Annotated in this window: 22 protein-coding genes and 1 other annotated feature; of the genes, 13 read left to right on the top strand and 9 right to left on the bottom strand. The window is 57.9% G+C overall.

Annotated features, from left to right (window positions below; all coding sequences use genetic code 11):
- Nucleotides 1–3 precede the first annotated feature (3 nt).
- Both acrR and mscK read left to right on the top strand, forming a co-directional pair.
- A complete protein-coding gene (acrR, locus tag ACTJI7_RS06905; RefSeq protein WP_023310602.1) occupies nucleotides 4–657 on the top strand; it encodes a multidrug efflux transporter transcriptional repressor AcrR in 654 nt (217 codons plus the stop codon).
- 112 nt (nucleotides 658–769) lie between these two features.
- Nucleotides 770–4,117: a mechanosensitive channel MscK gene (gene mscK / locus ACTJI7_RS06900; RefSeq protein WP_047362428.1), complete on the top strand. Its 3,348-nt coding sequence runs from the start codon at nucleotides 770–772 to the stop codon at nucleotides 4,115–4,117.
- Between the two features lies 1 nt (nucleotide 4,118).
- On the opposite strand, the gene rsmS is transcribed toward mscK, so the two are convergent.
- On the bottom strand, nucleotides 4,119–4,295 hold the full coding sequence (rsmS, locus tag ACTJI7_RS06895; RefSeq protein WP_045631461.1) for a pleiotropic regulatory protein RsmS: 177 nt from the start codon (nucleotides 4,293–4,295) through the stop codon (nucleotides 4,119–4,121).
- A 14-nt stretch (nucleotides 4,296–4,309) separates the two neighbouring features.
- A complete protein-coding gene (gene priC / locus ACTJI7_RS06890; protein WP_047367622.1) occupies nucleotides 4,310–4,837 on the bottom strand; it encodes a primosomal replication protein N'' in 528 nt (175 codons plus the stop codon).
- 50 nt (nucleotides 4,838–4,887) lie between these two features.
- Here priC and ACTJI7_RS06885 point away from each other — a divergent pair, with 50 nt between their 5' ends.
- From ACTJI7_RS06885 to ACTJI7_RS06845, 9 genes are all read left to right on the top strand, one after another.
- A complete protein-coding gene (locus ACTJI7_RS06885) occupies nucleotides 4,888–5,265 on the top strand; it encodes a DUF454 family protein (protein WP_063438292.1) in 378 nt (125 codons plus the stop codon).
- Between the two features lie 151 nt (nucleotides 5,266–5,416).
- The gene (gene apt / locus ACTJI7_RS06880) at nucleotides 5,417–5,968 is read left to right on the top strand and encodes an adenine phosphoribosyltransferase (RefSeq protein WP_063438291.1); all 552 of its coding nucleotides are present in this window, start codon (nucleotides 5,417–5,419) and stop codon (nucleotides 5,966–5,968) included.
- Between the two features lie 88 nt (nucleotides 5,969–6,056).
- The gene (gene dnaX / locus ACTJI7_RS06875) at nucleotides 6,057–7,985 is read left to right on the top strand and encodes a DNA polymerase III subunit gamma/tau (protein WP_440669931.1); all 1,929 of its coding nucleotides are present in this window, start codon (nucleotides 6,057–6,059) and stop codon (nucleotides 7,983–7,985) included.
- Nucleotides 7,315–7,379: a sequence feature (DnaX frameshifting element), on the top strand. (Overlaps the previous gene by 65 nt.)
- Nucleotides 7,986–8,039: 54 nt before the next feature.
- Entirely contained in the window at nucleotides 8,040–8,372 is a 333-nt protein-coding gene (locus ACTJI7_RS06870) for a YbaB/EbfC family nucleoid-associated protein (protein WP_003858972.1), read from the top strand.
- Nucleotides 8,372–8,977 (top strand): recombination mediator RecR, encoded by a 606-nt coding sequence (recR, locus tag ACTJI7_RS06865; protein WP_006809843.1) that lies wholly within the window; start codon nucleotides 8,372–8,374, stop codon nucleotides 8,975–8,977. Before ACTJI7_RS06870 ends, recR begins: the two co-directional genes overlap by 1 nt.
- A gap of 110 nt (nucleotides 8,978–9,087) precedes the next feature.
- Nucleotides 9,088–10,962 carry a molecular chaperone HtpG gene (htpG, locus tag ACTJI7_RS06860; protein WP_232929316.1) on the top strand — a complete coding sequence of 625 codons (1,875 nt, stop codon included), beginning with the start codon at nucleotides 9,088–9,090 and terminating at the stop codon, nucleotides 10,960–10,962.
- A 195-nt stretch (nucleotides 10,963–11,157) separates the two neighbouring features.
- Nucleotides 11,158–11,802: an adenylate kinase gene (gene adk / locus ACTJI7_RS06855; protein WP_006809841.1), complete on the top strand. Its 645-nt coding sequence runs from the start codon at nucleotides 11,158–11,160 to the stop codon at nucleotides 11,800–11,802.
- Between the two features lie 124 nt (nucleotides 11,803–11,926).
- Nucleotides 11,927–12,889 (top strand): ferrochelatase, encoded by a 963-nt coding sequence (hemH, locus tag ACTJI7_RS06850; RefSeq protein ID WP_041911054.1) that lies wholly within the window; start codon nucleotides 11,927–11,929, stop codon nucleotides 12,887–12,889.
- A 62-nt stretch (nucleotides 12,890–12,951) separates the two neighbouring features.
- A complete protein-coding gene (locus tag ACTJI7_RS06845; protein WP_045260696.1) occupies nucleotides 12,952–14,256 on the top strand; it encodes an inosine/guanosine kinase in 1,305 nt (434 codons plus the stop codon).
- Between the two features lie 93 nt (nucleotides 14,257–14,349).
- Here the strand turns inward: ACTJI7_RS06845 and ybaL are convergent, their stop codons facing one another.
- Nucleotides 14,350–16,026 carry a YbaL family putative K(+) efflux transporter gene (gene ybaL, locus ACTJI7_RS06840; RefSeq protein ID WP_063154777.1) on the bottom strand — a complete coding sequence of 559 codons (1,677 nt, stop codon included), beginning with the start codon at nucleotides 16,024–16,026 and terminating at the stop codon, nucleotides 14,350–14,352.
- Nucleotides 16,027–16,258: 232 nt separating this feature from the next.
- Complete coding sequence (locus tag ACTJI7_RS06835) at nucleotides 16,259–17,467, bottom strand: MFS transporter (RefSeq protein WP_028012201.1); 1,209 nt, start codon at nucleotides 17,465–17,467, stop codon at nucleotides 16,259–16,261.
- 164 nt (nucleotides 17,468–17,631) lie between these two features.
- Here ACTJI7_RS06835 and ushA point away from each other — a divergent pair, with 164 nt between their 5' ends.
- Entirely contained in the window at nucleotides 17,632–19,284 is a 1,653-nt protein-coding gene (gene ushA, locus ACTJI7_RS06830) for a bifunctional UDP-sugar hydrolase/5'-nucleotidase UshA (RefSeq protein ID WP_028012202.1), read from the top strand.
- Nucleotides 19,285–19,403: 119 nt separating this feature from the next.
- Here the strand turns inward: ushA and ybaK are convergent, their stop codons facing one another.
- The 3 genes from ybaK to copA form a co-directional block, all read right to left on the bottom strand.
- Nucleotides 19,404–19,883, bottom strand: coding sequence for a Cys-tRNA(Pro)/Cys-tRNA(Cys) deacylase YbaK (ybaK, locus tag ACTJI7_RS06825; RefSeq protein WP_008499307.1), 480 nt, complete (start codon nucleotides 19,881–19,883; stop codon nucleotides 19,404–19,406).
- A 198-nt stretch (nucleotides 19,884–20,081) separates the two neighbouring features.
- A complete protein-coding gene (locus tag ACTJI7_RS06820; protein WP_045631425.1) occupies nucleotides 20,082–20,876 on the bottom strand; it encodes a TraB/GumN family protein in 795 nt (264 codons plus the stop codon).
- Nucleotides 20,877–20,926: 50 nt separating this feature from the next.
- Complete coding sequence (gene copA / locus ACTJI7_RS06815; protein ID WP_063154776.1) at nucleotides 20,927–23,425, bottom strand: copper-exporting P-type ATPase CopA; 2,499 nt, start codon at nucleotides 23,423–23,425, stop codon at nucleotides 20,927–20,929.
- Nucleotides 23,426–23,533: 108 nt separating this feature from the next.
- Here copA and cueR point away from each other — a divergent pair, with 108 nt between their 5' ends.
- The gene (cueR, locus tag ACTJI7_RS06810; protein ID WP_028012206.1) at nucleotides 23,534–23,944 is read left to right on the top strand and encodes a Cu(I)-responsive transcriptional regulator; all 411 of its coding nucleotides are present in this window, start codon (nucleotides 23,534–23,536) and stop codon (nucleotides 23,942–23,944) included.
- Here the strand turns inward: cueR and ACTJI7_RS06805 are convergent.
- Together ACTJI7_RS06805 and ACTJI7_RS06800 are read right to left on the bottom strand one after the other, a co-directional pair.
- The gene (locus tag ACTJI7_RS06805) at nucleotides 23,941–24,393 is read right to left on the bottom strand and encodes an NfeD family protein (RefSeq protein WP_028012207.1); all 453 of its coding nucleotides are present in this window, start codon (nucleotides 24,391–24,393) and stop codon (nucleotides 23,941–23,943) included. The genes cueR and ACTJI7_RS06805 overlap by 4 nt on opposite strands.
- Entirely contained in the window at nucleotides 24,390–25,304 is a 915-nt protein-coding gene (locus ACTJI7_RS06800) for an SPFH domain-containing protein (protein WP_008499312.1), read from the bottom strand. Before ACTJI7_RS06800 ends, ACTJI7_RS06805 begins: the two co-directional genes overlap by 4 nt.
- Nucleotides 25,305–25,413 lie beyond the last annotated feature (109 nt).

Raw genomic sequence — 25,413 nt, 5'->3', positions numbered from 1 at the left:
CCTATGGCACGAAAAACTAAACAACAAGCGCTGGAAACCCGACAACATATTCTGGATGTGGCAATACGTTTGTTCTCTCAGCAGGGTGTTTCTTCTACCTCGCTGGCGCAAATTGCTCAGGCTGCCGGTGTGACGCGGGGAGCGATTTACTGGCATTTTAAAGACAAGTCAGATCTGTTCAGTGAAATCTGGGAGCTTTCAGAGTCCAGCATTAGCGATCTCGAGAGTGAGTATCGGGCAAAATTCCCTGACGATCCACTCTCAGTATTAAGAGAAATATTAGTATATATCCTTGAAGCAACGGTAGTTGAAGAGCGTCGCAGATTAATGATGGAAATTATCTTTCATAAATGTGAGTTCGTGGGCGAAATGGCGGTGGTGCAACAGGCGCAGCGCAGCCTCAGCCTGGAGAGCTACGATCGTATCGAACAGAACCTGAACCTGTGTATGCAGGCAAAGCTGTTACCGGCCAATTTACTCACCCGCCGGGCGGCCATCCTGATGCGCAGCTACATTTCAGGTCTGATGGAAAACTGGCTTTTTGCGCCGCAATCCTTTGACCTCAAAGAGGAAGCCCGCAGCTACGTGGCGATTTTACTGGAAATGCTACAGCTCTGCCCGACGCTGCGCAGCGACGCGCCTTCGCTCACGGCCTGAGTCCTTCCAGGATTTATCCCAGAGGCTTACGTTCTCGCTATTCTGCTTCCGACGAGCGTGATATTCTTCACGCCGGACTATTTTCGGTCATCTGCTGACATCATTCACAACTATGCTGCCCATCAATCGCTCGCAACATCCTGTATTTGCATTGCTCTTTGCTATGCTGTTTTTCTTCTCCACCGCGCCGCTTTCCTGGGCCCGCGCAGACAACAGCACTGATATTCCCTCGCGCAGTGAAATTCAGTCGCAGCTCGATACCCTGAACAAACAAAAAGAGCTCTCTCCTCAGGAGAAACTCACCCAGCAGGATCTGACGGAAACGCTGGAAAACATTGATAAGATTGAGCGCGTTAAAGCTGAAACCACCCAGCTTCGTCAGAAGGTGGCGCAGGCGCCGGAGAACATGCGTAAGGCCACGGAAGCGCTGAGCGCGCTGAGCGACGTCGATAACGACGATGAAACGCGCAAAACGCTCTCCACGCTCTCCTTACGCCAGCTGGAATCGCGCGTCGCGCAATTGCTCGACGATCTGCAAACCGCACAGTCTGACCTCGCGACCTACAACAGTCAGCTCGTCTCCCTGCAAACTCAGCCCGAGCGCGTGCAAAACGCGATGTACGCTGCGTCTCAGCAGCTACAGCAGATCCGCAACCGCCTGAACGGCACGACGGTAGGGGAGGGCACGCTGCGCCCGACCCAGCAAACCCTGCTGCTGGTTCAGCAGTCGCTGCTCAATGCGCAAATCGAACAGCAGCGTAAAAGCCTGGAAGGGAATACGGTGCTGCAGGACACGCTCCAGAAACAGCGTGATTACGTGACGGCGAATATTAATCGTCTGGAGCATCAGCTTCAGCTGTTGCAGGAGGCGGTAAACAGCAAACGCCTGACCCTGACGGAAAAAACCGCTCAGGAAGCCGTCTCGCCGGACGAAACTGCCCGCATTCAGGCCAACCCGCTGGTGAAACAGGAGCTTGAGGCTAACCACCAGCTCAGCCAGCGTCTGATACTGGCGACGGAAAGCGGCAACTCGCTGGTTCAGCAAAATATCAAAGTGAAGAACTGGCTGGATCGCGCGCTGCAGGCGGAGCGCAACATCAAAGAGCAGATCGCGGTCTTGAAGGGCAGCCTACTGCTGTCGCGTATTCTCTACCAGCAGCAGCAGACGCTGCCGTCTGCCGACGAGCTGGAGGACATGACCAACCGCATTGCGGATTTACGTCTGGAGCAGTTTGACGTCAACCAGCAGCGCGATGCCCTTTTCCAGAGTGATGCTTTCGTCGCCAAAATTGAAGAGGGGCACTCCAGTGACGTAAACCCGGAAGTGCATGACGCGCTGCTCCAGGTGGTGGATATGCGCCGTGAACTGCTGGACCAGCTCAATAAACAGCTGGGCAACCAGTTGATGATGGCAATTAACCTGCAGATCAACCAGCAGCAGCTGGTCAGCGTGTCAAAAAGCCTGCAGGAGATTTTGACGCAGCAGATTTTCTGGGTGAACAGCAACAAGCCGATGGACTGGGACTGGATTAAGTCCTTCCCGGAGACGCTGAAAACGCAGATTAAGAGCATGAAAATCACCGTGAACTGGGAGAAAGCCTGGCCTGCGGTAATGATTGCTTTCCTGGCGGGCTTACCGCTGCTGCTGATTGCCGGTCTGATCCGCTGGCGTTTGAAATGGCTGAAACAGTACCAGGCGAAGCTGGCCTCGGAAGTGGGGCAACTGCGTAACGACAGCCAGCTCCATACGCCAAAAGCGATTCTGATCGATCTCATTCGCGCGCTGCCGGTGTGCCTGATTATTCTGGCCGTGGGCCTGATCCTGCTCACGATGCAGCTTAACGTCAGCGATCTGCTCTGGGCGTTCAGTAAAAAACTGGCGCTGTTCTGGCTGGTATTTGGCGTGTGCTGGAAGGTGCTCGAAAAAGACGGCGTGGCGGTGCGTCACTTCAACATGCCTGCGCAGCTGACCAGCCACTGGCGTCGCCAGATTGTGCGCGTCAGCCTGGCGCTCCTGCCGCTGCACTTCTGGTCGGTAGTCTCCGAGCTTTCCCCGCTGCATCTGATGGATGATGTGCTGGGTCAACTGGTCATTCTGCTCAACCTGCTGCTGATTGCGATCCTGATGTGGCCGATGTGCCGCGACAGCTGGCGTGATAAAGAGTCCCACAATATCCGCCTGGCCACCGTGACGGTGCTGGCGATCATTCCGCTGGCGCTGATGGTGCTTACGGCAACGGGCTACTTCTACACCACGCTGCGCCTGTCCGGGCGCTGGATCGAGACGGTCTATCTGGTGATCGTCTGGAACCTGCTCTATCAGACCGTGCTGCGCGGCTTAAGCGTCGCGGCCCGCCGCATTGCTTACCGTCGTGCCATTGCGCGTCGTCAGCATCAGGTGAAAGAGGGGGCTGAAGGCGCGGAGCCGCAGGAAGAGCCGACCATCGCGCTGGAGCAGGTTAACCAGCAGACGCTGCGTATCACCATGCTGGTGATGATCGCGCTGTTTGCGGTGATGTTCTGGGCGATCTGGTCTGATTTAATTACCGTCTTCGCCTATCTCGACAGTATTACCCTCTGGCAGTACAACGGTACCGAAGCCGGCGCGGCGGTGATGAAAAGCGTCACCATGGGCAGCCTGCTGTTTGCGCTGGTGTCGTCGGTAGTGGCCTGGGCGCTGATTCGTAACCTGCCGGGTCTGCTGGAAGTGCTGGTGCTCTCAAGGCTGAACCTGCGTCAGGGGGCGTCTTACGCCATCACCACCATCCTGAATTACGTCATCATTATCGTCGGGGCGATGACGGTATTCGGCTCGCTGGGCGTCTCGTGGGATAAACTGCAGTGGCTGGCGGCGGCCCTCTCGGTCGGTCTTGGTTTTGGCCTGCAGGAGATCTTCGGTAACTTTGTCTCCGGCCTGATTATCCTCTTCGAACGTCCGGTGCGTATCGGCGATACCGTCACCATCGGTACGTTCTCCGGTACCGTCAGCAAGATCCGAATTCGTGCGACCACCATCACTGACTTCGATCGTAAAGAGGTGATCATTCCGAACAAAGCGTTCGTGACCGAGCGTCTGATCAACTGGTCGCTCTCGGATACCACCACGCGCGTGGTGATTCGCCTCGGCGTGGCCTACGGTTCCGATCTGGATAAAGTAAAAGAGGTATTGCTTAAAGCCGCTAAATCGCATCCAAAAGTCATGCACGATCCTGCGCCAGATGTCTTCTTCACCACCTTCGGGCCAAGCACGCTGGATCACGAGTTGCGTTTATACGTGCGTGAACTGCGCGATCGCAGCTACACCGTTGATGAACTGAACCGCGCGATCGACCGCCTGTGCCGTGAAAACAACATTAACATCGCCTTCAACCAGCTTGAGGTTCACCTGCATAATGAGAAAGGTGACGAGCACACGGAAGTGAAGCGCGACATTAAGGGCGACGACCCGACTCCGGCTTAATCTATTTTCCCTCTCCCACAGGGAGAGGGTTAGGGTGAGGGGGAAGTTTCCCCTCAAAATCCCGCCGCACAATCTCCAGCGCTTTAAGCACCGTCTCGGCCGGGATCTCATGATTCTCCAGCAGCATAATCAAATCGACGGCCAGCTTGACCTCGTCGGGTGCATTTTCCAGTGACATAGATGTGGCTCCAGTTAACGGGTCAGGCGTTCAATCACGCGTTCAATCTCATCCAGCGCCTGACGGCAGCGGACGATGCGGCCTTCCAGCGCGCTAATCTCGCGCATCAATAGCTGCTGCTCTTCCAGCGTTTCGCTATTGTTCAGGCGGGCTTCGCGCTCGCGCTTCATCTCAAACAGACGCCGCTCAAACTCCTGGTTCTCCAGTCGCTTGCGCTGCCATTTTCCCAGCCCAGGCGAGGCGCTGTCCCACGCCCGTAGCGGCCAGGCGGCGATTTCGCGGTGCAGGGCGGTGATCTGCTCGGTAAGATGCTCCGCAAGCCACACCACCTGTTCCTGTTGTTCACTCTCAACCGCGTGGCGAAGCTCATCGAGGTTGGTCTGCATCTCAGCAAGGTAATCCTGAATGACGGTGCTGCGGGTGCGGAAAAGCTGCCGGTCAAAGCGCGGTTTCAGCGTGGCGTGTCCCATCAGCGGCGTGGCCTGCGCCCGCAGAGCGATCAGCTGATTTTGCAGCTTCTCAAGAAGCAGTGCTGTTTTCAATGCGCTCTCCAGTGGTAAAGTAGCCGTTCAGTTTGATAACGATTCGCATTATGCAGCGTACTATTTTAATCATCATTGGCTGGCTCGCGGTAGTGCTGGGTACGCTAGGTGTGGTTTTGCCCTTGCTGCCGACCACGCCGTTTATCCTGCTGGCCGCCTGGTGCTTCGCCCGCTCGTCGCCGCGTTTTCACCACTGGCTGCTGTATCGCTCGTGGTTTGGCGGCTACCTGCGGCACTGGCAAAAACACCGGGCCATGCCGCCCGGTGCCAAGCCGCGCGCCATTGCCTTTATCCTGATCACCTTCGCCGTTTCGTTATGGCTGGTGAACATGATGTGGGGGCGTATTCTGCTGCTGGCGATCCTGGCCTGCCTGCTGATCTTCATGTGGCGGATCCCCGTGGTTGATGAAAAGCAACAAAAGCACTGAAGCCTCATCATGGCGGTTGCAATTATGGCGCGCAGCCAGTAAATTCGACCGTTTTCGAGCACAGGTGCGCCTGGTCAAAGGTTAAACAACTGTTACTTTGACCGACTCGTCGCGCGCCGTGAGTAACACTGTTTCATTTAGGCACAAACCGATGACCGCAACTGCACAGCAGCTTGAATATCTGAAAAATAGCATCAAAAGCATCCAGGACTATCCAAAGCCTGGCATTCTTTTCCGTGATGTCACCAGCTTGCTGGAAGACCCGAAAGCGTACGCGCTCAGCATTGAACTGCTGGTGGAGCGTTATAAAAACGCCGGGATCACCAAAGTAGTAGGTACCGAAGCCCGCGGCTTCCTGTTTGGCGCACCGGTTGCGCTGGCGATGGGCGTGGGTTTTGTGCCGGTGCGTAAGCCGCGCAAACTGCCGCGTGAAACCATCGCCGAGAGCTACGAGCTGGAGTACGGCACCGATCAGCTGGAGATCCACGTTGACGCGATCAAGCCTGGCGACAAAGTGCTGGTGGTTGACGATCTGCTGGCAACCGGCGGCACCATTGAAGCGACCGTCAAGCTGATCCGCCGTCTGGGTGGTGAAGTGACCGACGCGGCCTTCATCATCAACCTGTTCGATCTTGGCGGTGAACAGCGCCTGGAAAAACAGGGCATTAACAGCTACAGCCTGGTGCCTTTCCCGGGTCATTAATCCCGGTTTTCACAACCTCGCTCAATGGGTGAGGTTGTGATAGCATTCCCCTCCATAAATTCACCTTCCAGCGTTGCAGAGCCTGCCCATGAGTTATCAGGTGTTAGCCCGTAAATGGCGACCACAAACCTTTGCTGACGTTGTCGGTCAGGAACATGTGCTGACGGCCCTGGCGAACGGCTTGTCGCTAGGTCGCATCCATCACGCCTATCTTTTTTCCGGCACCCGCGGCGTCGGTAAGACCTCTATTGCCCGTCTGCTGGCGAAAGGTCTGAACTGCGAAACCGGGATCACCGCCACCCCGTGCGGCGTGTGTGACAATTGCCGCGAGATCGAGCAGGGGCGTTTTGTCGATCTGATCGAGATCGACGCCGCCTCGCGCACCAAGGTGGAAGACACCCGCGATCTGCTCGACAACGTGCAGTACGCCCCGGCGCGCGGCCGCTTCAAGGTCTACCTGATCGATGAAGTGCACATGCTGTCGCGCCACAGCTTTAACGCCCTGCTGAAAACGCTGGAAGAGCCGCCCGCGCACGTTAAATTCCTGCTGGCGACCACCGATCCGCAAAAGCTGCCGGTCACCATCCTGTCGCGCTGCCTGCAGTTCCACCTGAAGGCGCTGGACGTTGAGCAGATCCGCGCTCAGCTTGAGCACATCCTTGATGAAGAGAAGATCGTTCACGAGCCGCGCGCCCTGCAGCTGCTGGCCCGCGCGGCTGACGGCAGCCTGCGTGATGCGCTAAGCCTGACCGACCAGGCGATTGCCAGCGGTGACGGCAAGCTCTCGACCGAAGCGGTCAGCACCATGCTCGGCACGCTGGATGACGATCAGGCGCTGTCGCTCATCGAAGCGATGATTGCCGCCAACGGCGAGCGCGTGATGTCGCTGGTGAACGCGGCCGCTGCCCGCGGTATTGAGTGGGAAGCGCTGCTGGTCGAGATGCTCAGCCTGCTGCACCGCGTGGCGATGCTGCAGCTGTCTCCGTCGGCCATCGGTGCGGACATGGCCGCCATTGAACAGCGGATGCGTGAACTTGCCCGCACCGTGCCGCCTGCCGACGTGCAGCTGTATTACCAGACGTTGCTGATTGGCCGCAAAGAGTTACCGTTCGCGCCGGACCCCAGGATGGGCGTCGAAATGACGCTGCTGCGCGCGCTGGCGTTCCACCCGCGCATGCCGTTGCCGGAGCCGGAAGCGCCGCGGCAGTCTTTTGCCCCGGTCGCCCCTACGGCGGTGATGTCACCGCAGCAGGTGCCACCGCAGCCGACGCCGCCGCCACAGCAAAACGTGCCGCTGTCGGATGCCACCAGTTCGGTGCTTGCCGCACGCAGCCAGCTGCAGCGTGCGCAGGGAGTAACCAAACCAAAAAAGAGTGAACCGGCAGCGCCAGGAAGAGCGCGGCCGGTGAACAACGCCGCGCTTGAACGACTGGCCTCGGTAACGGAGCGCGTACAGTCGTGTCCGGCACCGTCCGCGCTCGAGCAGAAAGCCCCGGTGAAAGAAGAGGCTTACCGCTGGAAGGCGACCACCGTTGTTGAAACGGTCAAGGAAGTGGTCGCCACGCCGAAAGCGCTGAAAAAGGCGCTGGAGCATGAAAAAACGCCGGAGCTTTCCGCTAAGCTCGCCGAAGAGTCCATCGCGCGCGACGCCTGGGCCGCTGAGGTCAGCAAACTCCAGTTGCCGAAGCTGGTGGAGCAGGTCGCGCTGAACGCCTGGAAAGAGCAGGACGGCAATCAGGTGCGTCTGCACCTGCGTCCGGGCCAGCGGCACCTCAATTCCCCTGGCGCGCAAAAGGCGCTGGCCGAGGCGCTTGCTGCTTTACAGGGTTCACCGGTTGAATTGACTATCATTGAAGATGATAATCCGGCAGTGAAAACGCCGCTCGAGTGGCGCCAGGCCATTTATGAAGAGAAGCTCGCGCAGGCGCGCGAGGCAATTATTGCGGATAACAACATCCAGACCCTGCGCCGGTTCTTCGACGCCGATCTGGATGAAGAGAGTATTCGCCCCATTTGATCGTGAGTCTGACTTACGGTTGTAATCCTTAAACGTGAAAGAAGAGAGAAGCCTATGTTTGGTGGAAAAGGCGGTCTGGGTGGCCTGATGAAGCAGGCTCAGCAGATGCAGGAAAAAATGCAGAAGATGCAGGAAGAGATCGCTCAGCTGGAAGTCACGGGTGAATCCGGTGCCGGTCTGGTCAAGGTGACCATCAACGGTGCGCACAACTGCCGTCGCGTTGAAATCGACCCGAGCCTGCTCGAAGACGACAAAGAAATGCTGGAAGATCTGGTTGCAGCCGCGTTTAACGATGCCGCTCGCCGTATCGACGAAACCCAGAAAGAGAAAATGGCCTCTGTTTCCAGCGGTATGCAGCTGCCGCCGGGCTTTAAGATGCCATTCTGATGCAAACCAGTCCGCTGCTCACGCAGTTAATGGAAGCACTGCGCTGCCTGCCGGGCGTTGGCCCGAAGTCGGCGCAGCGCATGGCGTTTACGCTATTGCAGCGCGACCGCAGCGGCGGGATGCGCCTGGCGCAGGCTTTAACCCGCGCCATGTCAGAAATTGGTCACTGTGCGGATTGCCGGACCTTTACCGAGCAGGACGTGTGTAACATCTGTACGAACCCGCGTCGTCAGGAAAACGGTCAGATTTGCGTGGTGGAGAGTCCGGCGGACATCTACGCCATCGAACAAACCGGGCAGTTTTCCGGCCGCTACTTTGTGCTGATGGGGCACCTCTCCCCGCTGGACGGCATTGGCCCGGACGATATCGGTCTCGATCGCCTTGAACAGCGTCTTGAGTCCGAAACCATCAAAGAGGTGATCCTCGCCACCAACCCGACGGTGGAAGGGGAGGCAACCGCCAACTATATCGCCGAGCTGTGCGCGCAGTACGGCGTTGACGCCAGCCGCATCGCCCACGGCGTGCCGGTCGGCGGCGAGCTGGAGATGGTCGACGGCACCACGCTGTCGCACTCGCTGGCCGGACGTCACAAGATTATTTTCTGACCAAACGGAGGCTGCGCGCGCGGCCTCCGCTTGAAAATTTCCCCCCTTATCCCCATCTCTCACTCAACGTTTTACAACCCCATTAAATGGCATTGTTGAGGTCGACTTAGATGAAAGGACAAGAAACCCGTGGTTTCCAGTCAGAAGTAAAACAGCTTCTGCACCTGATGATCCATTCCCTGTATTCCAACAAAGAAATTTTCCTGCGTGAGCTGATTTCCAACGCCTCCGATGCGGCGGACAAGCTGCGCTTCCGCGCGCTGTCCAACCCGGATCTGTATGAAGGCGAGGGCGAGCTGCGCGTGCGCGTCTCTTTCAACAAAGAGAACCGCACCCTGACCATCGCTGATAACGGCATCGGGATGAACCGCGACGAGGTGATCGACCACCTCGGCACCATCGCTAAATCCGGCACCAAAGCGTTCCTGGAGTCCATGGGCTCTGACCAGGCGAAAGACAGCCAGCTGATTGGCCAGTTCGGCGTAGGCTTCTACTCGGCGTTCATCGTGGCGGACAAAGTCACCGTGCGCACCCGTGCCGCGGGCGACAGCGCCGAGAACGGCGTGCTGTGGGAATCCAAAGGGGAAGGCGAATACACCGTTGATGACATCACCAAAGCGGATCGCGGCACCGAAATCACCCTCCACCTGCGCGAAGGCGAAGATGATTTCCTGAACGACTGGCGCGTACGCTCCATCATCAGCAAATATTCCGACCACATCGCGCTGCCAGTAGAGATTGAAAAACAGGAAGAGAAAGACGGTGAAACCGTTGTTTCCTGGGAGAAAATCAACAAGGCGCAGGCGCTGTGGACGCGTAACAAGGCTGAAATCAAAGACGACGAGTACAACGAGTTTTATAAGCACATCGCCCACGACTTTACCGACCCGCTGACCTGGAGCCACAACCGCGTGGAAGGGAAGCAGGAGTACACCAGCCTGCTGTATATCCCGGCACAGGCACCGTGGGACATGTGGAACCGCGATCACAAGCACGGCCTGAAGCTGTACGTGCAGCGCGTCTTCATCATGGACGACGCCGAGCAGTTCATGCCGAACTACCTGCGCTTTGTTCGTGGCCTGATAGACTCCAACGATCTGCCGCTGAACGTCTCCCGTGAAATCCTCCAGGACAGCACCGTTACCCGTAATCTGCGTAACGCCCTGACCAAACGTGCGTTGCAGATGCTGGAAAAACTGGCGAAAGACGACGCGGAAAAATACCAGACCTTCTGGAAACAGTTCGGCCTGGTGCTGAAAGAAGGTCCGGCGGAAGACATGGCGAACGTTGAAACCATCGCTAAACTGCTGCGCTTCGCCTCTACGCACACCAACTCCTCCGCCCAGACCGTGTCGCTGGAAGAGTACGTCTCCCGCATGAAGGAAGGGCAGGAGAAGATCTACTACATCACCGCCGACAGCTATGCGGCAGCGAAGAGCAGCCCGCACCTGGAGCTGCTGCGTAAGAAAGGCATCGAAGTGCTGCTGCTTTCTGACCGCATCGACGAGTGGATGATGAACTACCTGACCGAGTTCGACGGTAAGGCGTTCCAGTCCGTTGCCAAAGCCGACGAGTCCATCGACAAGCTGGCGGATGAAGTGGACGAAAGCGCGAAAGAAGCCGAGAAGGCGCTGGAGCCGTTCGTTGAGCGTGTCAAAACCCTGCTGGGCGACCGCGTGAAAGAGGTACGCTTCACGCACCGTCTGACCGATACTCCGGCGATTGTCACCACCGATGCGGACGAAATGAGCACCCAGATGGCGAAGCTGTTCGCCGCGGCGGGCCAGGCCGTGCCGGAAGTGAAATATATCTTTGAGCTTAATCCGGATCATCCGCTGGTGAAACGCGCGGCGGATACCCAGGATGAAGCTCGCTTTGCCGAGTGGGTTGAACTGCTGCTGGATCAGTCCCTGCTGGCCGAGCGCGGCACCCTTGAAGATCCTAACCTGTTCATTAAACGTGTGAATGCGCTGCTGCTGGCGTAACTGACCACGTCTCCCCTGGTCTTCTCCCTCTCCCCGTGGGAGAGGGCCGGGGTGAGGGCACCAGACCGCACTCTCCCAAATTATCTCCCCCCATTAACCGTTTCAGCCTTCCCGCCTTCCTTGAGCCACGCCCGTTCTGGTGGTATTGTTTAGCGCTTTTGAAAAATTGAAACGACATTTGAGGGGATTTTCGCAATGCGTATTATTCTGCTTGGCGCTCCGGGCGCGGGTAAAGGAACTCAGGCTCAGTTCATCATGGAGAAATACGGTATTCCGCAAATCTCCACCGGTGACATGCTGCGCGCCGCTGTAAAATCTGGCTCCGAGCTGGGTAAACAAGCGAAAGACATCATGGACGCAGGCAAGCTGGTAACCGACGAGCTGGTTATCGCGCTGGTTAAAGAGCGCATTGCGCAGGAAGACTGCCGTAACGGTTTCCTGCTGGACGGCTTCCCGCGCACCATTCCTCAGGCTGACGCCATGAAAGAAGCGGGCATCAACGTGGACTACGTGCTGGAGTTCGACGTACCGGACGAGCTGATCGTTGACCGTATCGTTGGCCGTCGCGTGCACGCTGCCTCTGGCCGCGTTTACCACATCAAATTCAACCCGCCTAAGGTTGAAGGCAAAGACGACGTGACCGGCGAAGAGCTGACCACCCGTAAAGACGATCAGGAAGAGACCGTGCGTAAACGCCTGGTGGAATACCATCAGATGACCGCGCCGCTGATTGGCTACTACACCAAAGAAGCGCAGGCGGGTAACACCAAATACGCCAAAGTTGACGGCACCAAAGCCGTGGCTGACGTACGTGCAGAGCTGGAAAAAATCCTCGGCTAATCACGCGCCTCTCACCCGGGCTTCCGGGTGAGAAATATTCTCATCTTACCTATTACAGCAATGGGTTTCGTTTAAACGCATTTCCGCTACAATTGACAACCTATCAAATGGTTAAGAGGCGTGAATGAGTCAGGCGAAAACCGGCATCCTGCTTGCCAATCTGGGCACCCCAGAAGCACCCACTCCAGCGGCGGTAAAACGCTACCTGCGACAATTTTTAAGCGACACCCGCGTCGTGGATTTTCCGAGACTGCTGTGGTGGCCGCTGCTACGTGGCGTCATTCTGCCGATTCGCTCTCCGCGCGTCGCCAAACTTTATCAATCCGTCTGGATGGAAGAGGGCTCGCCGCTGATGGTTTACAGCCGTCGTCAGGAAAAAGCGCTGGCCGCCCGTCTGCCGGATATGCCCGTCGCACTCGGCATGAGCTACGGTAAACCTTCGCTGGAAAGTGCCGTCGATGCGCTGCTGGCACAGGGCGTGGATCATATCGTCGTGCTGGCCTTGTATCCGCAGTACTCCTGCTCGACGGTGGCCGCCGTCTGGGACGAGCTGGCGCGTATTCTGAAGACGCGTCGCCGCATTCCGGGCGTGACCTTTATTCGCGATTACGCCGATAACGACCTCTACATCAAGGCGCTTGCCAACAGCGCCCGAGCATCGTTTGAGAAGCACGGTGAGCCGGATCTGCTGCTGCTCTCCTATCACGGTATTCCGCAGCGTTTCGCCAACGAAGGGGATGATTACCCCCAGCGCTGCCGCGATACCACCCGCGAGCTGGTCTCCGCCCTTGGCCTGCCGCCGGAGAAGGTGATGATGACCTTCCAGTCGCGCTTTGGCCGCGAGCCGTGGCTGACGCCGTACACCGATGAAACCCTCAAAATGCTTGGCGAGAAGGGTGTGAAGCACATTCAGGTGATGTCGCCGGGCTTCTCGGCGGACTGCCTTGAAACGCTGGAGGAGATCGCGGTGCAAAACCGGGAATTTTTCCTTGAGGCCGGCGGCGAAAAGTATGAGTACATTCCGGCGCTTAACGACTCACCTGAGCATATCGACATGATGGTCTCGCTGGTGACGAACAGCCGCTGATCGCACTCCGGACCGGGTTTGTGCTACCATTCCCGGCCCATATTCTTCGTACAGTTCAGACCATGAAATTTCCCGGTAAACGCAAATCCAAACACTACTTTCCCGTCGATGCCCGCGATCCGCTCCTGCAGCAAATCCAGCCTGAAAATGAAACCAGCGCGGCCTGGGTTGTCGGTATCGACCAGACGCTGGTGGACATTGAAGCGAAAGTGGATGATGAGTTTGTCGCCCGTTACGGTCTGAGCGCCGGTCACTCGCTGGTGATTGAGGACGACGTTGCCGAAGCGCTGTACCAGGAGCTGGTGCGCGAAAATCTGATTACCCATCAGTTCGCTGGCGGCACCATCGGCAACACCATGCACAACTACTCGGTGCTGGCAGATGACCGCTCGGTGCTGCTCGGCGTGATGTGCAGCAATATCGAAATCGGTGGCTACGCCTACCGCTACCTGTGCAACACCTCCAGCCGCACCGATCTGAACTATCTCCAGGGCGTAGACGGGCCGATTGGCCGCTGCTTTACGCTGATCGGCGAATCCGGCGAGCGTACCTTTGCCATCAGCCCGGGCCACATGAACAAGCTGCGCGCGGAAAGCATTCCCGAAGAGGTGATCGCGGGCGCGTCTGCGCTGGTGCTGACCTCCTACCTGGTGCGCTGCAAGCCGGGCGAGCCGATGCCTGAGGCGACCATGAAGGCGATTGAGTACGCGAAAAAGTACGACGTGCCCGTCGTTCTGACGCTGGGCACCAAATTCGTGATTGCCGATAACCCGGAGTGGTGGCAGACCTTCCTGAAAGAGCACGTCTCGATTCTGGCGATGAACGAAGAAGAGGCCGAGGCGCTGACCGGTGAAAGCGATCCGCTGCTGGCGTCCGACAAAGCGCTGGACTGGGTGGATCTGGTGCTCTGCACCGCGGGTCCGGTTGGGCTGTATATGGCGGGGTTCACGGAAGAAGAGAGCAAGCGCAAAACCCAGCACCCGCTGCTGCCGGGGGCGATTGCGGAGTTCAACCAGTACGAGTTCAGCCGCGGCATGCGCCACAAAGACTGCGTGAATCCGCTGCGTATCTACTCCCACATTGCGCCGTATATGGGCGGGCCGGAGAAGATCATGAACACTAACGGCGCGGGCGACGGCGCGCTTGCCGCGCTGCTGCATGACATTACCGCGAACGCCTATCACAAAACTAACGTGCCGAACTCCAGCAAGCACAAGTTCAGCTGGCTGACCTATTCGTCACTGGCGCAGGTGTGTAAGTACGCCAACCGCGTAAGCTACCAGGTACTGAACCAGCATTCGCCGCGCTTAACGCGCGGTCTGCCGGAACGAGAAGACAGCCTCGAAGAGGCGTACTGGGACAGGTAAAAGCAAAACGGCAACCTGCGGTTGCCGTTTTTAGTATTTGTTCCCTCTCCCTGTGGGAGAGGGCCAGGGTGAGGGCATCAGGCCGCAGCAAACTTACCCCGTAACCGCCTCTTCAATTGGCGGCTTCGTCAGCAGCGTCAGCATGGTGTTCGCAATCTCACGCTCGCCCATCACCACCTGATTCGCGCCGCGCTCGGTAATGTACTCTACCTCGTCGTCATAGTGCGCTCGGGCAATGATCTCAATACCGGGGCACTTCTCACGCGCGGAGGCCACAATCTCACCCGCTTCATAACCATTTGGAATGGTCAGCAGCAGCCAGCGGGCACAGTCCAGATGCGCCAGCTCCATGATCTCTTCGTTCGCCGCATTGCCCAGCACCGCACGAATCCCGCGCTCGCGAAGCTCATCCACGCGGGTGCGTGACGTCTCAATCACCACCAGCGGGATCCCCTGCGCCATCAGCTTCTCGCCGAGCAGGCTACCCACGCGGCCAAAGCCCACCAGCAGGGCGTGATTACAAATATCCACCGGGATCTGCTTCTCTTCTTCCGTTGCCTCTTCCAGCGTCTGCTCTTCGAGGGTTTCGGTCTTCTCGAGGTATTTTTCCAGCAAGGCAAACAATACCGGGTTTAGCATGATGGAGAGGATTGCCCCCGCCAGCACCAGATTTTGCCCCGCCTGCGGCAGCAGGTTCAGGGCCATACCCAGGCCGGCCAGAATAAAGGCGAACTCACCGATCTGCGCCAGGCTGGCGGCAATGGTCAGCGCCGTGCGCGGGGAGTGGCCGAACATTCGCACCAGGAAGAAAGCCGCGAGCGACTTACCAAAAATAATGATCGCCAGCGTGCCCAGCACGGCCAGCGGCTGCTGGATCAGCACCAGCGGATCGAACAGCATCCCGACGGAGACGAAGAACAACACGGCAAACGCATCGCGCAGCGGCAGCGTGTCGTGCGCCGCACGGTGGCTCAGCTCGGATTCGTTCAGCACCATCCCGGCGAAGAACGCCCCCAGGGCAAAGGAGACATCAAACAGCTCAACGGCACCGAAGGCGATGCCCAGCGCCAGCGCCAGCACGGAGAGCGTAAACAGCTCGCGGGAGCCGGTCGCCGCGCTGCGGGACATGATCCACGGCACCAGACGGCGGCCCACCAGCATCATGATGGCGATAAAGGCCACCACCTTACCGATGGTGATGCTCATATCCAGCGCCAGCGAGGCGAAGCCGATGTTCTCTTTTTCCATCATCCCGGCGACGGCGGGCAGCAGCACCAGCGTCAACACCATCACCAGATCTTCAACAATCAGCCAGCCAATCGCGATTTGCCCGCGCTGGCTGTCTATCAGCTGCCTCTCTTCAAGCGCGCGCAGCAGCACCACGGTACTGGCGGTGGAGAGGCACAGCCCAAAGACGATGCCGGTCATCAGCGACCAGCCCAGCACTGCCGAAAGCGCCATGCCCAGCAGCGTCGCCACCCCTATCTGGGCGATCGCTCCGGGTATGGCGATCGACTTTACCGCCATCAGGTCCTTCAGCGAAAAATGCAGACCGACGCCAAACATCAGCAGGATCACGCCCAGTTCCGCCAGCTCTGGCGCCAGTTTGGTATCCGCTACGAAGCCTGGCGTGAAAGGCCCCGCCAGTACACCCGCTAACAAATAGCCGACAAGAGGAGAAATACGCAGCTTATTGGCAATCATGCCAAGAATAAAAGCGAGCACAAGTCCACCAACAATGGTGGTAATAAGCGGTGTGGCGTGGTGCATTCCGTCTCCTTTCGTGGTGAGTGTTCCATTTTTGGCGTGAATACCAAAAAGCCAGGTATTAGTTTATGACAATTTTTGCCCTTATGTTTATGAATAATTGTTGAAGTTTGAATAAAACGGCAATATGCGATTAAAAAGGCGCATATTGATAAATTCAGAGTGGGGATGAATAGGAAACCCTTATCGCATAAGGGGGGAGGGTAGCCAAAGCATAACTTTAGCTACCCGTAAATCACGCTTTATGACGATTATCAGGCAGGAATATGGTCAACATCCCAAGAAGCGGCAGGAAAGCACAGATTTTGTAAACCAGGAAGATGCTGGTGTGATCCGCAACCATCCCTAATACGGCTGCGCCAAGGCCGCCCATCCCAAAGGCGAAACCGAAAAAGAGCCCGGAAACCATACCAATACGGCCCGGCAGCAGCTCCTGAGCATAGACCAGGATGGCGGAAAACGCGGAGGCGAGGATAAAACCGATTATCACGGTTAAAATCCCGGTCCATTCCAGGCTTGCGTACGGCAAAATAAGGGTAAACGGTGCCACCCCGAGGATAGAGCCCCAAATGACATATTTACGGCCAATTTTATCCCCCACCGGCCCGCCAATGACCGTTCCTGCGGCCACCGCGAAGAGGAAAGCAAACAGGTGAAACTGCGCGTTTTGTACCGATAATCCGAATTTTTGCATCAGATAAAAGGTGTAATAGCTGCTGATGCTCGCCATATAGAAGTATTTCGAGAAAATCAGCACCAGCAGCACGGAGACCGCAAGAATGACCTTATTACGAGGCAGGGGATTGATAACCTTCGCTTTAGGTTTCCCTTTGTTCACGCGATGCTGGGCGGCGTACCAGCGGCTGATCTGTGCCAGCACGACAATGGCGAGCAGGGCGGCCAGCACAAACCAGGCCACATTGCCTTTGCCATACGGGGCGATAATCACCGCCGCCAGCAGCGGGCCGAGGGAGCTACCGAAGTTGCCCCCTACCTGGAAGAGTGACTGCGCCAGCCCGTGACGGCCACCGGAGGCCATACGCGCCACGCGGGACGATTCCGGATGGAAGACGGACGAGCCGGTTCCCACCAGCGCGGCGGCGAGCAGAACCGCTTCAAAACTGCCTGCCATGGCCAGCAGCACCAGCCCGCTTAAGGTAAAGCACATGCCTATCGGCAGCGACCACGGCATCGGGTATTTATCCGTCCAGTAGCCCACCACCGGCTGCAGCAGCGACGAGGCCAGCTGGAAGGTCAGGGTGATCATCCCGATCTGTACGAAGGTTAACGAAAATTCGGACTGCAGCAGCGGGTAGATCGCCAGAATCAACGACTGGATCATGTCGTTGAGCAGGTGCGAGAGGCTGATTGCGCCTAAAACTTTAAAAGAGGTGCGCGACGCCGGCGCGCCCGGAGCGGGCTGGGTTGATTCACTGATTGCCATAAATACCACGTCAATTTGTTATTAGAGATGCAGGGAGTAATTATTATCCGACTAACATACTCGTCCGTGACATTTGAAGAAAGTCGCAATTCTGAAAACTTATTTGTCTATTCTTGTTAGTCACTGTAATTTTTGCCTTTGTCTATTGGTCAGGGAGAGAGAAGATGAAGTTAATGAAGCGGGGCGTCGCGCTGGCGCTTATTGCCGCATGGGGCCTGGCAAGCCTGCCCGCGCAGGCGTATGAAAAAGATAAAACCTATAAAATCACCATTCTGCATACCAACGATCATCACGGTCATTTCTGGCGCAGTGAATACGGCGAGTATGGTCTGTCGGCGCAAAAAACACTGGTGGACGGCATTCGCAAAGAGGTGGCGGCCCAGGGCGGCAGCGTGTTGCTGCTGTCGGGCGGGGATATTAATACCGGCGTGCCGGAATCGGATTTACAGGATGCTGAACCCGATTTCCGCGGCATGAATTTAATCGGTTACGACGCGATGGCCGTCGGCAACCACGAGTTTGACAATCCGCTGAGCGTGCTGCGCCAGCAGGAGAAATGGTCCAAATTCCCGTTCCTCTCCGCCAATATTTACCAGAAAAGCACCGGCGAACGTCTGTTTAAACCGTGGGCGCTGTTTAAGCGTCAGGATCTCAAAATCGCGGTCATCGGCTTAACCACCGACGATACGGCAAAAATCGGTAACCCTGAGTTCTTCACCGATATCGAATTCCGCAAACCGGCAGACGAAGCGAAGCTGGTGATTCAGGAGCTGCAGCAGAACGAAAAGCCGGACGTGATTATCGCCACTACCCACATGGGACACTACGATAACGGCGAGCACGGCTCCAATGCGCCCGGCGACGTGGAGATGGCGCGCAGCCTGCCAGCGGGCTCGCTGGCGATGATTGTGGGCGGTCACTCGCAGGATCCGGTGTGCATGGCGTCGGAGAACAAAAAGCAGGTGGACTACGTGCCGGGCACGCCGTGTGCGCCAGATCGTCAGAACGGGATCTGGATTGTGCAGGCCCACGAGTGGGGTAAATACGTGGGGCGGGCGGACTTTGAGTTTCGTAACGGTGAGATGAAGCTGGTGCGCTATCAGCTCATCCCGGTAAACCTGAAGAAGAAAGTCACCTACCCGGACGGGAAAAGCGAGCGCGTACTTTACACGCCAGAGATTGCTGAAAACCAGCAGATGCTCTCCCTGCTGACGCCGTTCCAGAACAAAGGCAAGGCGCAGCTGGACGTGAAAATCGGCACGCTGAACGGTCGTCTGGAAGGGGACCGCAGTAAAGTCCGCTTCGTGCAGACCAACATGGGCCATCTGGTGCTGGCGGCGCAGATGGCGCGCACGAATGCGGACTTCGGCGTGATGAGCGGCGGCGGCATTCGTGACTCCATCGAAGGCGGAAATATCACCTATAAAGACGTGCTGAAGGTGCAGCCGTTCGGCAACGTGGTGGTGTATGCGGATATGAGCGGGAAAGAGGTCGTTGACTACCTGACCGCCGTAGCGCAGATGAAACCGGACTCGGGTGCCTATCCGCAGTTTGCTAACGTCAGCTTTGTGGCGAAGGACGGCAAGCTCAACGATCTCAAAATCAAAGGCGAGCCGGTAGACCCTGCGAAAACCTACCGTCTGGCGACGTTAAGCTTTAACGCCACCGGCGGCGACGGCTATCCGCACATTGATAATAAACCGGGCTACGTAAACACCGGTTTTATTGATGCGGAAGTGCTGAAGCAGTACATCGAGCAGAATTCGCCGATTGACGTGAATGCCTATGAGCCGAAAGGTGAGGTGAGCTGGCAGTAGTGTTGTGCGGCCTGATGCCCTCACTCCAACCCTCTCCCACCGGGAGAGGGCGCGAACACAAAAAACGGTAACGCCTGTTACCGTTTTGCTTTTACCTCGTAGCCGCCACCCGGCTTTTTTTACTCCCGGCGGGCAATATCCGCAAACTTCGCGTCCAGCATTTTCGCCAGATCGCCCGCGGCCAGTTCAATATCCAGCCCGCGTTTACCGCCCGAAATATAGATCGTCTCAAATTCCTGCGAAGGCGCATCGATCAGCGTCGGCAGGCGTTTTTTCTGTCCGAGCGGGCTGATCCCGCCCACCAGATAGCCCGTGGTGCGTTGCGCAACCATCGGGTCCGCCATATCCACCTTTTTCGCCCCCAGCGCTTTCGCTACCTTTTTGAGATCGAGCTGTCCGGCAACGGGCGTTACCGCCACGGCGAGGTGCTTCATATCGCCATTCACTGCGACCAGCAGCGTTTTATAGACCTGGTCAGCGTTCAGCCCCAGCTTGCGCACCACTTCATCACCAAAGTTGGTTTCGTTCGGATCGTGATCGTAGGTATGGATCCGGAAAGAAATATTGTTTTTTTCGAGTAATTTAACGGCGGGAGTCATAGCTATCCTTCTTACGACAGACAATTCATGCAGCCAGCATACGCCTGACGTTTGTCTAAAAAATAGCACCATCTTGCGCAATAGTGTTGGCAGTGATGGTCACTTTGAGCGACAATCGGCTCAGCCGAAGGTCACTTCGGTATAATAAAAACGATGAAATTCCTCTTTGACGGGCCAATAGAGATATTGGCCATTTTTTTATTTCAACAGCGACGGCAAATTCCCTTCGCCGTATAAATGCAGCGCCCCGACCGCGACCACGTACTCCCCCGCAGGTAAAGCATGCAGCGTCTCTCGCCAGGCTTTGTTGCGCGCATTCATCAGCACATCATAAAGCGATTCACTGAACGTCGACGGTAGCGCCAGCTTACCGTCCGCGGGCGGCGCATCCAGCCACCAGCCAATCATGGTTTGCAGCAGACGCGCGTTGGTGTGCCAGTGGGTCAGGGTATCATCCAGCAGCATCAGACCGTCGTCAGGAAGCTGGCGCAGGAGCGCAATCTGGCTGTCCGTTCCTTCCAGCTCGATGATGGGCATACGGCGCGCCCGCGCCACGTTCAGCAGCTGGTAATCAATGCCGTAGTCACCGCGCAGGCCCAGACGCTGCGCCTGCGTGGCCTGCAGCACCATCGCAATTTGCCACAGCGGCAGGGTGTCAATCATGGAGAGCGACACGCCGGTTTCTGCCGCCACGCGCCTCAGCTCCGCGAGCTGGTCGTCGTTCAGGCGCTCCGCCAGCGGGAGATCGCTTTCAAGCCCGGCAAACGGCGACTCGTGGCCGGAAATGTCCGCCTCGACGACCAGCGCGTCGGCGCGCTTCAGGCGTTTTATCAGACCGGATGGCAGAGGAGACATTCCCTGCGTGCCCATATGGATGCTGCCGACCAGGTGCAGGTGTTGTCCGCCGGGAAGCGAGATATCCAGGCCGGGCCAGGCATAGCGGCGGGGGAAGAGGGCGCGAAACGATGCTTTTATACGATTAAACAGACTCATACGCGCTCCATGACCGGAAAGGGTCATGCTAGCGCGTACGAGAACAAGGTTCAATCCTTCGGTTTAAACCGCAGCAGACGGTTGGCGTTGCTCACCACGGTAATGGAGGAGAGTGCCATCGCCGCACCCGCAACCACGGGGTTCAGCAGGGTGCCGGTCAGCGGCCACAAAATGCCCGCAGCAACCGGAATACCGAGCGAGTTATAGATGAACGCCCCCAGCAGGTTCTGCTTCATGTTGCGCAACGTGGCTTTCGAAATGGCCAGGGCGTCGGCAACGCCCATCAGGCTGTGGCGCATCAGCGTAATGGCGGCGGTTTCGATGGCGACATCGCTCCCGCCACCCATGGCTATCCCTACGTCCGCCTGGGCCAGCGCCGGGGCGTCGTTGATGCCGTCGCCCACCATCGCGACCTGGCGACCCTGGCTTTGCAGGTTCTTGATGGCGTCCGCTTTGCCGTCCGGCAGCACGCCCGCAATCACCTCATCAATACCGGCCTCTTTCGCGATAGCGTTGGCGGTGGTCGGGTTATCCCCGGTCAGCATCACCAGGCGATAGCCCGCGCGGTGCAGGCGCTGTAAGGCATCCACGCTGTCCTGGCGAAGCGGATCGCGCACGGCCAGCAGCGCGGCGGCTTTGCCATCCACCGCCAGCAGAACCGGGGTGGCGCCCCGAGACGCCTGTGCTTTCAGCTCTTCTTCCAGCGCGGACGTATCAACACCGTTTTCATTCAGCAATGCCTGGTTACCCAGCAGCAGCGCGTGGCCGTCGGCTTCACCGCTGACGCCAAGCCCGCGCAGGGTACGGAAATTGCTGACCTGTGGCAGGGCTGCATCGCCCGCTTTGTCGAGAATGGCGCGGGCCAGTGGGTGGCTGGAACCTTGCTCCAGCGCGGCGGCAAGGCGCAGCGCATCCTCTTGCGCAATGCCAGCGGTACTCACGGCCACTACCTGCGGTTTGCCCTCGGTCAACGTGCCGGTTTTATCAAAGACAATCGTATCCAGGGTGCTCGCCCGCTGCAGGGCATCCGCATCACGGACCAGCACGCCAAACTCGGCGGCACGGCCCACGCCGGAGATAATCGACATCGGCGTCGCCAGGCCAAGAGCGCACGGACAGGCGATGATCAGCACCGTAGTGGCGATGACCAGGGTGTAGACAATTTGAGGTGCCGGGCCGAAGAAATACCAGATCGCCGCGCTCAGCAGCGCAATGCCGACCACTACCGGCACAAAAATGGCCGAGATTTTGTCAGCAAGCTGGCCAATCTCCGGCTTGCTGCTCTGGGCCTGGCGGACCATGCGGATAATACGCGACAGCGTGGTGTGGCTACCGACGGCACTGGCGCGGAACAGCACGCTGCCGTCCTGCACTACCGTACCGGCATGAACCGCATCGCCCTGTGATTTTTGTTGGGGGATCGGCTCCCCGGTCAACATCGCTTCATCCAGCCAGGCGTCGCCCTGGGTGATTTCACCGTCGACGGGCACCCGGTCGCCGGTGGTCAGGCGCAGCGTCATGCCCGGCTGTACCTCAGCCAGCGGGACGCTTTTTTCCCCATCGTCCGTGACCACGCGGGCCGTCGGCGGGGTTAAATCGAGCAAGCGTTCCAGCGCTTTCGAGGAGCGCTGACGGGCGCGCGCTTCCAGCATGTGGCCCAGGTTAATCAGGCCGATAATCATGGCGCTGGCTTCATAATAGAGATGGCGGGCTTCCATCGGGAACCACTGGGGCCAGACGTTCACGCTCATGGAGTAAAGCCACGCCGCGCCGGTACCGAGCGCAACCAGCGTATCCATCGTCGCCGTGCGGTTTTTCAGGCTCTTCCAGGCGCTGGTATAAAAATGCCCACCTGCAAAGACCATGACCGCAAGGGTAATTAAACCAATCACCAGCCACAGCGTGCGGTTGTCTGCGGTGACCATCATGTTGTCACCCATCATGCCCCACACCATCACCGGAATACCGACCAGCAGGGCGACGATCGCCTGCCAGCGGAAGCGCTTCATGGTGGCAATAGCCGTTTCCTGCTGGCGTTCGCGGCGCTCGGCATCATCTTCGATGGCCTCCGCCCCGTAGCCCGCTTTTTCCACGGCCTGCACTAAATCTGCGGCGGAGGCACTGCCCATCACCAGCGCAGTACGCTCCGCAAGGTTGACCCGTGCCTGTGCGACGCCCGGTACCGCCTGCAGGGCGTTCTGCACGCGGGAGACGCAGCTGGCGCAGCTCATGCCGTTGATCAGCAGCTGTTGGCTGTCATCAATATCATCCGCTGCCGGAAGCTCAGGAGTGGCCGCTGTCAGTGCTTCCGACGGGGATGATGACTCTGCCAGCGGGTTAGCCTTTGGGTGGCTTAATTCCGCCCCATAACCGGCCTGTTTAATGGTATCAATCAGCGCGTCCGCGCTGGCGCTGCCGGTCACGGCGGCATGGTCGATAGTCACTTCAGCGCTTTCAACGTCAGGACGCTGTTCCAGGCTTTCTTTAACGCGTTTGACGCAGTGGCCGCAGGAGAGGCCGTCCAGCGTCAGGTCGATAGTGTGAGACATAACAAAACTCCCGTATAATATATTGGTCAGTTGTTGACCGGAGTAACGCTTTTCGCTAACTGTTATGAAGGTTAAACCTTCCATCAAGGGGAAGGTCAAGGGGGAAATGTGAATATCAGTGACGTGGCAAAAAAAACCGGCTTAACCAGCAAGGCGATCCGCTTTTATGAAGAGAAGGGGCTGGTAACGCCACCGCTGCGCAGTGAAAACGGCTACCGCAGCTACACGCAGCTGCATCTCGATGAACTGACGCTGCTGCGCCAGGCAAGACAGGTGGGGTTTAACCTGGAAGAGTGCGGCGAGCTGGTTAACCTGTTTAACGATCCGAAGCGCCACAGCGCGGACGTGAAAAAACGCACGCTGGAAAAAGTGGCGGAGATCGAGCGCCACATCATCGAGCTACAGGCGATGCGCGAACAGCTGCTGCAGCTGGCGGAATCCTGTCCGGGTGATGACAGCGCCGACTGCCCGATTATTGATAATCTTGCCGGCTGCTGCCATCGCAAAACCCACGTCTAGCAGGCTTTTACCCGCAACGTAATCCCTTCCACCGCAATGACCTCAACCTGCGTTCCGGCACTGAGGTCGTCGTCGGCCACCACCGGCCACGAGCTGTCGCCCACGCGCATGTGCCCGCGCCCGTTCACCAGTGCGGCGTCGAGCGTAAAGCGCTTGCCGACAATCTGCTGTCCGCGCTGGTTGAGATGCGCGTCCAGCGGTTTCTGCTCTTTGACCTGACGGTTAAGCCAGCGCCACCACAGCCAGGCGGCAACCAGCGTCAGCACGGCAAACAGCGCGCCCTGCCACGCCCAGCCCAGAGGAAGGATCCAGACCAGCAGGCCCGTAATGACAGCGGCAACACCGCTCCAGAGCAGGTAGCCGTTGCCGCCAAGCATCTCCGCCGCCAGCAATAAGCCACCGAGGCTTAGCCAGAAGGCATGAGGATGTGCAACGATGAGCTCAATCATTTTTTACGCTCGTTTCCGCTGTCTTTGATCAGTTCGGCGATCCCTGCGATAGAGCCCATCAGGCTGCTGGCGTCCAGGGGCATCATCACCACTTTGCTGTTGTTCGCGGAGCCGATCTCTTTCAGCGCATCGGTATATTTTTGCGCCACGAAGTAGTTCACGGCCTGGATATCACCGGCGGCAATCGCCTCGGAGACCATCTGCGTTGCGCGGGCTTCCGCTTCTGCGGAACGTTCACGCGCTTCCGCCTGTAAGAACGCGGACTGACGGTCGCCTTCGGCTTTCAGGATCTGCGACTGTTTTTCCCCTTCCGCTTTGAGGATCTCCGCCTGACGGACCCCTTCGGCTTCCAGAATATAGGCACGCTTGGTACGCTCGGCCTTCATCTGCGCGTTCATGGAGGCGATCAGCTCTGCCGGTGGGCGCACGTCGCGGATCTCAATACGGGTGACTTTGATCCCCCACGGGTTCGTTGCCTCATCAACAATGTGCAGCAGGCGGGTATTGATGCTGTCGCGCTGGGAGAGCATTTCGTCCAGCTCCATCGAGCCGAGCACGGTACGGATGTTGGTCATCGTCAGGTTGACGATCGCCAGCTCCAGGTTGCTCACCTCATAGGCCGCTTTCGGCGCATCAATCACCTGAATAAAGCAGACGGCATCAATGGTAACGTTGGCGTTATCTTTGGAGATCACTTCCTGAGAGGGGATATCCAGCACCTGCTCCATCATGTTGATTTTGCGGCCAATCCGGTCCATGAACGGAACAATCAGGCTCAGGCCGGGCTGCAGCGTGTTGGTATAGCGGCCAAAGCGCTCGACGGTCCACTGGTAACCCTGAGGGACAATTTTGACACCTGCGCCCACGATAACCAGCGCGACGAATATAAGGACGGGAACAACGATGAGCATAAAAACCTCCTGTTTTGCATGCTTTGATGAGAAAAAGCGCGTGTTTGCTATTCGTAAGTATATCGGCTAATGGGCTAAATTTCGCCCCGTCCGACGGGCGGGGCAGAGC

The sequence above is a fragment of the Enterobacter sp. 22499 genome, from assembly GCF_052044815.1.
GTDB lineage: Bacteria > Pseudomonadota > Gammaproteobacteria > Enterobacterales > Enterobacteriaceae > Enterobacter > Enterobacter bugandensis.
Note: the sequence above shows the minus strand (reverse complement) of the source record. Positions and strands in the feature narration are given on the sequence as shown.

What these genes read in the sequence shown, in the direction of transcription:
- acrR (WP_023310602.1), top strand. Translation starts at nt 4, where the DNA reads ATGGCACGAAAAACTAAACAACAAGCGCTGGAAACCCGACAACATATT.
- mscK (WP_047362428.1), top strand. Translation starts at nt 770, where the DNA reads ATGCTGCCCATCAATCGCTCGCAACATCCTGTATTTGCATTGCTCTTT.
- rsmS (WP_045631461.1), bottom strand. Translation starts at nt 4,295, where the DNA reads ATGTCACTGGAAAATGCACCCGACGAGGTCAAGCTGGCCGTCGATTTG.
- ACTJI7_RS06885 (WP_063438292.1), top strand. Translation starts at nt 4,888, where the DNA reads ATGCAGCGTACTATTTTAATCATCATTGGCTGGCTCGCGGTAGTGCTG.
- apt (WP_063438291.1), top strand. Translation starts at nt 5,417, where the DNA reads ATGACCGCAACTGCACAGCAGCTTGAATATCTGAAAAATAGCATCAAA.
- dnaX (WP_440669931.1), top strand. Translation starts at nt 6,057, where the DNA reads ATGAGTTATCAGGTGTTAGCCCGTAAATGGCGACCACAAACCTTTGCT.
- ACTJI7_RS06870 (WP_003858972.1), top strand. Translation starts at nt 8,040, where the DNA reads ATGTTTGGTGGAAAAGGCGGTCTGGGTGGCCTGATGAAGCAGGCTCAG.
- recR (WP_006809843.1), top strand. Translation starts at nt 8,372, where the DNA reads ATGCAAACCAGTCCGCTGCTCACGCAGTTAATGGAAGCACTGCGCTGC.
- htpG (WP_232929316.1), top strand. Translation starts at nt 9,088, where the DNA reads ATGAAAGGACAAGAAACCCGTGGTTTCCAGTCAGAAGTAAAACAGCTT.
- adk (WP_006809841.1), top strand. Translation starts at nt 11,158, where the DNA reads ATGCGTATTATTCTGCTTGGCGCTCCGGGCGCGGGTAAAGGAACTCAG.
- hemH (WP_041911054.1), top strand. Translation starts at nt 11,927, where the DNA reads ATGAGTCAGGCGAAAACCGGCATCCTGCTTGCCAATCTGGGCACCCCA.
- ACTJI7_RS06845 (WP_045260696.1), top strand. Translation starts at nt 12,952, where the DNA reads ATGAAATTTCCCGGTAAACGCAAATCCAAACACTACTTTCCCGTCGAT.
- ybaL (WP_063154777.1), bottom strand. Translation starts at nt 16,026, where the DNA reads ATGCACCACGCCACACCGCTTATTACCACCATTGTTGGTGGACTTGTG.
- ACTJI7_RS06835 (WP_028012201.1), bottom strand. Translation starts at nt 17,467, where the DNA reads ATGGCAATCAGTGAATCAACCCAGCCCGCTCCGGGCGCGCCGGCGTCG.
- ushA (WP_028012202.1), top strand. Translation starts at nt 17,632, where the DNA reads ATGAAGTTAATGAAGCGGGGCGTCGCGCTGGCGCTTATTGCCGCATGG.
- ybaK (WP_008499307.1), bottom strand. Translation starts at nt 19,883, where the DNA reads ATGACTCCCGCCGTTAAATTACTCGAAAAAAACAATATTTCTTTCCGG.
- ACTJI7_RS06820 (WP_045631425.1), bottom strand. Translation starts at nt 20,876, where the DNA reads ATGAGTCTGTTTAATCGTATAAAAGCATCGTTTCGCGCCCTCTTCCCC.
- copA (WP_063154776.1), bottom strand. Translation starts at nt 23,425, where the DNA reads ATGTCTCACACTATCGACCTGACGCTGGACGGCCTCTCCTGCGGCCAC.
- ACTJI7_RS06805 (WP_028012207.1), bottom strand. Translation starts at nt 24,393, where the DNA reads ATGATTGAGCTCATCGTTGCACATCCTCATGCCTTCTGGCTAAGCCTC.
- ACTJI7_RS06800 (WP_008499312.1), bottom strand. Translation starts at nt 25,304, where the DNA reads ATGCTCATCGTTGTTCCCGTCCTTATATTCGTCGCGCTGGTTATCGTG.